4 protein-coding genes are annotated in these 7,689 nt (G+C 73.8%); 3 read left to right on the plus strand and 1 reads right to left on the minus strand.

Translation table 11 applies throughout. From position 1 onward, the window contains the following. Nucleotides 1-45: 45 nt before the first annotated feature. Nucleotides 46-1,542, plus strand: a complete 1,497-nt coding sequence (locus tag ACFYMM_RS21785; protein WP_388388969.1) for a S1 family peptidase — start codon at nt 46-48, stop codon at nt 1,540-1,542. Nucleotides 1,543-1,666: 124 nt separating this feature from the next. Here the strand turns inward: ACFYMM_RS21785 and ACFYMM_RS21790 are convergent, their stop codons facing one another. Next, the gene (locus tag ACFYMM_RS21790; protein ID WP_388388971.1) at nt 1,667-3,817 is read right to left on the minus strand and encodes a SpoIIE family protein phosphatase; all 2,151 of its coding nucleotides are present in this window, start codon (nt 3,815-3,817) and stop codon (nt 1,667-1,669) included. 990 nt (nt 3,818-4,807) lie between these two features. On the opposite strand from ACFYMM_RS21790, the gene ACFYMM_RS21795 reads away from it, so the two are divergent. Then, nucleotides 4,808-6,016: a cytochrome P450 gene (locus ACFYMM_RS21795; RefSeq protein ID WP_388388973.1), complete on the plus strand. Its 1,209-nt coding sequence runs from the start codon at nt 4,808-4,810 to the stop codon at nt 6,014-6,016. Nucleotides 6,017-6,116: 100 nt separating this feature from the next. Further along, on the plus strand, nt 6,117-7,475 hold the full coding sequence (locus ACFYMM_RS21800; protein ID WP_388388976.1) for a serine hydrolase domain-containing protein: 1,359 nt from the start codon (nt 6,117-6,119) through the stop codon (nt 7,473-7,475). Nucleotides 7,476-7,689 lie beyond the last annotated feature (214 nt).

The raw sequence follows: 7,689 nt of genomic DNA on the forward strand, positions 1-7,689 counted from the left end.
CACTGCCCGACACGGCAGAGACGCCGTCCCAGGAGGTCGAGAAGTTTGAGTCACAAGCGAATTCCGAAGCGCAAGGCCGCGATCGCGGTCGGCGGTGTCGCGGCGCTCGGCGCGGCGGCCCTCCTGCTGCCCAACGCCAACGCGTCGCAGGACAACGCCTCGGGCGCCGCCGCCGTCGCCCCCAGGACCATGAAGGCCACGGACGCCTCGGATCTCGCCGCACAGCTGCAGAAGCTGCTGGGTGACGCGTTCGCCGGCTCCTACTACGACGGCACCAAGCAGCAGCTCGTCGTCAACGTGGTCAACGGCAACGACAACGTCATCGTCCAGGCGAAGAAGGCCGGCGCGGCCGTCCGCCAGGTCAAGAACAGCACGGCCGCCCTCAAGACCGCCGCGCGGACCCTGAAGAACAGGGCGACCATCCCGGGCACCTCCTGGGCCGTCGACCCGAAGACGAACAAGGTCCAGGTCACCGCGGACAGCACGGTCACCGGCGCCAAGTGGAACAGACTGCAGTCGACCGTCCAGGGCCTCGGCTCCGACATGGCGACCCTGAAGAAGACCTCCGGCCGCTTCAAGACCTTCGTGTCCGGCGGCGACGCCATCTTCTCCCAGGTGCAGAACGGCACCGTCCGCTGCTCCCTCGGCTTCAACGTCACCGCCTCCGACGGCAGTCCCGCCTTCCTGACGGCCGGTCACTGCGGTGTCGCGGCCAAGGACTGGTCCGACTCGCAGGGCGGCCAGCCCATAGCCACCGTGGACCAGGCCAAGTTCCCCGGCAACGACTTCTCGCTCGTCAAGTACAACGACACCACCACCCAGGCGCCCAGCGAGGTCAACGCCGGCAACGGCCAGACCGTCCAGATCACCCAGGCCAAGGACGCCACCGTCGGCGAGACCGTGTTCCGGATGGGGTCCACCACGGGCCTGCACAACGGGCAGGTCACCGGCCTGGACGCCACCGTGAACTTCGCGAGCGAGACGGTCCCGGGCGGCACCGACACCGTCAACGGCCTCATCCAGACCAACGTCTGCGCCGAGGCGGGCGACAGCGGCGGGTCCCTGTTCACCCAGGACGGCGGCGCGGTCGGCCTCACCTCCGGCGGCAGCGGTGACTGCACCAACGGTGGTGAGACCTTCTTCCAGCCGGTGACCGCCGCCCTCCAGGCCACCGGCGCCACCCTCGGCAACGCGGGCAACGGCGGCAACGCGGGCAACGGCGCGGCCGACCCGTCCGCCTCGGCCTCGGCCGGCGACCAGTCCGGTGCCGGCAACCAGGCCGGTGGCAACCAGATCGGCGGCAGCGCCGACCCGTCGGCCACCGCCTCGGCCGGCGACCAGAGCGGCGCGGGCAACCAGTCCGGTGCGGGTGCGGGTGCGGGTGCCGGCGACCAGTCGGGCGCGGGCACCGGAGCGCAGTCGGGCGCGGGTGACCAGTCCGGGGCGGGGGCCGGATCCGGCAACCAGTCCGGGGCCGGCAACCAGTCCGGTGCCGGTGCGGGAACCGGCAACCAGTCGGGGACGGGCGCGAACGCCGGATAGTCCCCTCCGTGGCCCACCGACCGGCCCACTCAGCGGTTCCGGCCGGCGGTGGACGGTCCGGCCCTCCGGCGGGAGGGCCGGACCGCGCGCGTCGTGGCACCACCGCGGACGTGCGGGCGCCGGCTCAGCCCTCGCCGCACGCCCGCAGCAACAGCACCGCCACGTCGTCCACCCGCTCCCGTGCCGCCGCACTGTGCTCCACGAGGGTGTCGGCCAGCTCCTCCAGCGGCAGACCGCCGCCCTCGGCGAGCACCTCGCCGAGACCGGCCAGCGCGTCCTCGATGTCCACGCCGGGGTATTCGATCAGACCGTCGGTGTAGAGGACCAGGACCGCGCCGGGAGCGAGGCAGACCTCGGTGGTCGGATACGTCGCCGCCGCGTCGATGCCCAGCAGCGGCCCCCCGGCCAGGTCGAGCACCCGTACCCGCCCGTCCGGCCGGCGCAGCAGCGGCGGCGGATGCCCCGCCCGGGCCATCACGGCCCGCCCGCGCGCCGGATCGACCCGCAGGTACAGACAGCTGACGAACAGTTCGGCGCCCAGGTCGATGAGCAGCCGGTTGGTGCTGCGCATCACCTCCTGCGGCTCCTGCCCGACGGTGGTGTACGCGCGGACGCCGGTGCGGATCTGCCCCATCAGCCCGGCCGCCGTCACGTTGTGCCCCTGTACGTCCCCGATCACCGCGGCCGCCAGCGGCCGGGTCGGCACCAGGTCGTAGAAGTCGCCGCCGATCTCCATCCCCTGGGTGGCCGGCAGATAGCGTGCCGCCGCCTCCAGGCCGGGCAGCGGCGCCAGCGAGTGCGGCAGCAGCGCCGCCTGCAGCCCGTGCGCCAGCTGGTTCTTGGTGTCGTACAGCTGGGCCCGCTCCAGGGCCTGTGCGATCAGGCCGCCCAGGCTCGTCAGGACCGCCCGTTCGTCGGCCGGGAAGACGTGCGGCTCCGCGTAGGCGAGCACACAGGTGCCCACCGGCCGCCCGGAGGCGATCAGCGGCAGATAGGCCCAGGCCGCGAACCCGTCCGGCGACCCCCGGTGACGGGGGTACAGCCGCTCCAACTGCTCCCGGGAGTCGATGAAGCCGGGCACCCCGCTGTCGAGGACCTGGGTGGCCGGGGTGCGCTCGCTCAGCGGCAGCCCGTCGAAGCGCTCGACGACGCGCGGGTCCGGATACCCCCGTTGTCCCAGCACGTGCAGCCGCCCGCCCCGCGACCCGAGGATCAGCAGCGCCTGGCTGCCGACGGCCGGCGCCACCTCGTCCGCGACCAGCTGCACCACGTCCGAGACGCCCACCGCCTCGGTCAGCGCGCCCGCCAGGCTCAGCACCTGCGAGATGGTGACCAGCCGGGACGGGGGCCGCCCGGAGCGCGGCAGGCTGCCCACCATCTCCGCCACCGCCCGGGCCCGGCTGATCCGCACGGTCAGCCCGCTGGTGCTCGGGTACAACCGGAACGACAGCCACTCGCCCGGCGGGCGCAGCGCCACGAACGACGTCACGGACTGGCTGATCAGGGCCGCCCGGTAGCGGTCCTCGTACATGGGGTCGTTCAGCCACGGCACCGACACCCATGGCTGGGTGCCGAGCAGGTCACCGGCCTGCGCGCCCAGCAGGTCGGCCGCCGCCGTGTTGGCGAACCCGATCCGGCCGTGCAGGTCCAGCGAGATCAGCCCGTACGGCAGCCGGGCCACCATCCGCGCCGCCTCGACCGTCCCGAGGGTGCCCGCCACGCCCGAGGTCGGCGCCGCCAGCAGGTCGGCCTCGTGGCCCAGCGGCCGGCCCTTGCCCGCCGCCCGCCGCAGCCGCAGCGCCAGCCGGTCGCAGGCCGCCGTCAGATGGTCCCGCTCCCGGTCGGACAGCTCGGCCGGGTGCGAGCCTGGCCAGGTCACGAACACCGCGCCGTACACCGTGGCCTCCGTCGCCACCGGCAGCGCGGCCAGTGCGAACGGGTAGGGCAGCACCACGGCGATGCGCGGATAGCGGCGGGCCATGTCCTCCTCGCCGCCCACCCACACCAGCCGCCGTTCGCGCGCCGCCTCGGCGACCGGGATCGGCGCGCTCAGCCCGACCCGCTCCCACGGCGCCGCGAACGCCCGGGGCAGTCCCGCCATCACGGCCATCTCCAGCACCGGCTCGTCGGGTCTGAGCACGTACACCGCGCCGGAGTGCGCGTGCACGTCCTCCAGCATGGTGGCCAGCGCCAGGGACAGCAGCGGCTCGCCGACCCGCGCCTCGGCGGCCGTCGGTGCCGGCCCGGACCGCTGCCCGTCGGACACGGCGACCACCTCCTCGTACGGCCGCGCGTCGCATGGTCAAGGCTCCCTCGTGGCGGCGTCCGTCGCACGGCGAGCGGGCCGACGCGCGGGTGCGCCCGCCGACCCGGAGTGGTGGGACGACGTCCCAAACGCCTTCGAGTACCCCACTCGCGCCTGCTTACGCCCCTCGAATCGAAGCGCGGGGGGCACATGCGGTCGGCGTATGTGCGCCCCCGTGCACCGCGAGAGCCGAATGGCCTCAGCTCATGGGCCGACCTCGGCCGTACCGCGGGTAACGGGTACCAGCACCATTGACCACCACGTGGTTACCGGTCGGTCACCAGTAGTCACTTCGCCGACCGCCCGGACCGTCGTGCCTGCTCAGGGGCGGCTGGTCGGGCAACGGGGCCGTATTCGCGGGGACTTCGGGTTTCGGGAGGAGGGTGTGGGGGCACACGCGGGGCGACGATCCGCAGGGGCCGCGATGCGTGGCCGGACCCCCGTTGACGTCGCTCTCCGTTCAACCTCAGGGGGTTGCTATCGGGTGTCTCGCCGTGAAGACTGTGGCCGGTTCGACCGAAACGAAGGTGTTCTGGAGTGCGCATCGTGCCAATCCTGGGACAGCACACGCCGGGCGTACGCGCCCTCTCACCTCGTTCCGAACCTTCGGGTCTGACGCTGGGGGGAATCGCTATGCGGGGTCGGTCCGCCGGACACGGTTCGGCACGGGGCCACGGCCGACCGCGCAGTCCCAGTGCGCCCGGGTGGGCGTGCTGAGGTGTTCCGGCCCGGCCCGCCGGCCGGCTGAAGGCACCTGACCGCCAGGCTTCGCACGACAGGCAGCACGGGCCGCGCCCTGTGTGCCGGAGCCAGGCGTGTGACCTCGCCCGGCGTGGCTCCGCGAGCGGCCGGCGGTCCGAGTGACCGGCGGCCCCGTGTGTCCGCCGCACCAGGCCCCGTCCAGCACCACCCGCACGTGTGGTTCCACCGTGCCCGCGTGTCGCTACCCAAGGAGAAGACGTGACCAGCAACCAACTGGCGGGGGAGTCCCTGCTGCTGGAGGAGTTACCGGCACGCTGGCGGCTCTTACGGGAGACCGGGCCGGTGCGCTACGACGAGGGCCAGGGCGTGTGGCAGGTCCTGGACCACGAGTCGGTCGCCGCCGTACTCGCCGACCCGGCGACCTACTCCTCGGACATGTCCCCCATCGCCCCGACCCAAGAGGACTTCGCGACCTTCACCCAGGGCAACTTCGTCGCCATGGATCCGCCGGAACACCGCAAGCTGCGCGCCCTGGTGAGCCAGGCGTTCACCCCCCGGGTGGTGCAGGGGCTGGAACCGCGCATCGAGGCCGTCTGCGCCCGGCTGCTCGACAGCGTCGCGGACCAGGACCGTTTCGACCTGGTCGACACGCTCGCCTATCCGCTCCCCATCATCGTCATCGCCGAACTGCTGGGCGTCCCGGCCGGCGAGCACAGACTCTTCCAGGAGTGGGCGAGCACCCTGTTCGGTGGTGACCAGCTCGGCGAGGCGCCGGACATGGCCGACCTGGAACGGGCCCTGGAGGCGATCGCGCCCACCGTGCGCGAGATGAACGACTATGTGCTGGAGCACATCCGGCACCGGCGCGCGCACCCGGGTGACGACCTCACCAGCCGACTGATCGAGGCCGAGGTGGACGGCGTCCGCCTGGCGGACCAGGAGATGGTCGGGTTCGTCGCGCTGCTCCTGGTGGCCGGGCACATCACCACGACCGCGCTGCTGGGCAACGCCGTCGTCACCTTCGACCGGCACCCCGGGACGAACGCCGCGCTGCGCGCCGACCCCGGCGGGATCCCGCGCGCCGTCGAGGAGGTGCTGCGCTGGCTGCCCCCCTTCCCCGAGCTGGGGCGACGCGTCACCAGGCCGGTGGTCCTCGGCGGCCACGAGCTGCCCGCCGACACCCTGCTGATGGCCCACCTCGGTGCCGCCAACCGGGACCCGGCCCGCTTCCACGAGCCCGACGTCCTGGACCTTTCGCGCCACCCCAACCCCCATCTGACCTTCGGCCACGGCATCCACTTCTGCTTCGGCGCGCCGCTGGCCCGGCTGGAAGCGCGCATCGCCCTGCGCATGCTGCAGATACGTTTCCGCACCCTGGCGGTCCCCTCCTACGAAGAGGTCACCTACCAGAACCCGGCCGTCATCGTCGGCGTACGCCATCTGCCGGTCGAGGTCACCAGGCCGTAACACGGGCGCGCTCACGCCCCCCGGCCCTCCCGCACCGCTCGCATCCGGGCCGGACCTTCACACCCGCACATGAGACCCAGTCAACGGGAGTCCCCTTCTCATGCCGTACACCCCTACCCCGCCGCTCGCCGAGCGGGCGCCGTCCGCCCTGCGCCACGAACTGCAGGACCGGCTCGACGCGCTCGCCCGCACCCACCGGGTCCCCGGCGCGCAACTGGCCGTGCACACCGGGACGGACGTGCTCACCCTGCACACCGGTACGGCCGACGACGCGACCGGCGTCGCCTTCACGACGGACACCGCCGTCCCCCTGGGGTCCCTCACCAAGCCCTATACGGCCGCCCTCGTGCTGCTCCTGGCCGACGACGGCGACCTGGACCTGGACGAACCCGCGGCCGAATACCTTCCCGAGCTGCGCGAGTTGGGCGAAGTGACGATTCGCCACCTGCTGAGCCACACCGGCGGACTGCCCACCGGCCCCGACTCCGACACCGCCGCCCGGACCACCGCCTCCCGCTACCTCTCGGCCGTGTGCACGGCCCGGGACGCGCTGTTCCCGCCCGGTACCGACTTCTCCTACTCCAACGCGGGCTACGTCGCCGCCGGGCGGCTGGTCGAGGAGGTGACCGGCATGCCGTGGCACGAGGCCGTCCGCGCGGTGCTCCTCGAACCGCTGGGCACCGTGCCCGCGTTCCTGGGCGACAGAGCGCCCGCGCGGCCGGTCGCGGCCGGCCACGCGCTCAACACCGCGACGGGCCGGACCCGCCCGGCCCGGCAGAACCTCGCACCGCTGGAGGCGCCGGCCGGCGCCCTGATGGCGAGCGCCGCCGACCTGTGCGCGTTCGGCGGCGCCCTGGTCGGCAGGTCCACCGTCCTGCCGCCCGCCGTCGCCAAGGAGATGCGCCGCCCGGAACCCGGTGCCCGGCCGGGCACCCTCGCGGACGGCTGGGGGCCGGGTCTCGCCCTGTACGGGCAGGACGACCACCTGTGGTGCGGCCACGACGGCAACGCCCAGGGCACCTCCTGCCATCTGCGGGCCGAACCGGACAGCGGTGTGGTGGTCGCCTTCACCGGCAACGCCGGCGGGGCCACCGCGCTCTGGCGGGACCTCACCGACGACCTGGCCCGCATCACCGGGGTGCGGGTGCCCACCGCCCCCGCCCCCGCCCTCGCGGACCCCCGCCGGCCCGCGGCCGCTCCGGGCGACTGCGCGGGCACGTACCTCAACGGCCGCACGGAGTACCGCGTCGCACCGGCGCCCGACGGCTCCCTCACGCTGTCCGTCGACGGCGACCTGCCGATACCCCTGGTCTGCCACCCCGACCTGACATGCGATCTGGCCGACCCGGCCACCGGCCGCCGCGAGCCCGGCGGGCGGTTCCACCGCGATCCCGCCACCGGCAGGATCGACCGGGTGCAGATATCCGGGCGCACGGCACGCCGTACCGACGACGGCTGAGCGGCACAGCGCCGCCGCGCGCCGCACCCGTAGCTCCGGAGTCCCACCGCACGCCGTAGGGGAGACGCCCCACGAGCCTCGGCACAGCCGTGCGCCGTACGGGCGGTGCCTCGCCCCGTGGCTCCGCCGCACGGACCGCGCCCGCACGCACGCCCGCTCGCACGCACCACCCGCCGTGCCGCCCCGGTGCGTCCGAAGGCTGCCCGCTCACCGC

It is taken from the genome of Streptomyces sp. NPDC006739 (assembly GCF_042869815.1).
In the GTDB taxonomy this organism is placed as follows: domain Bacteria; phylum Actinomycetota; class Actinomycetes; order Streptomycetales; family Streptomycetaceae; genus Streptomyces.

What these genes read in the sequence shown, in the direction of transcription:
- ACFYMM_RS21800 (WP_388388976.1), top strand. Translation starts at nt 6,117, where the DNA reads ATGCCGTACACCCCTACCCCGCCGCTCGCCGAGCGGGCGCCGTCCGCC.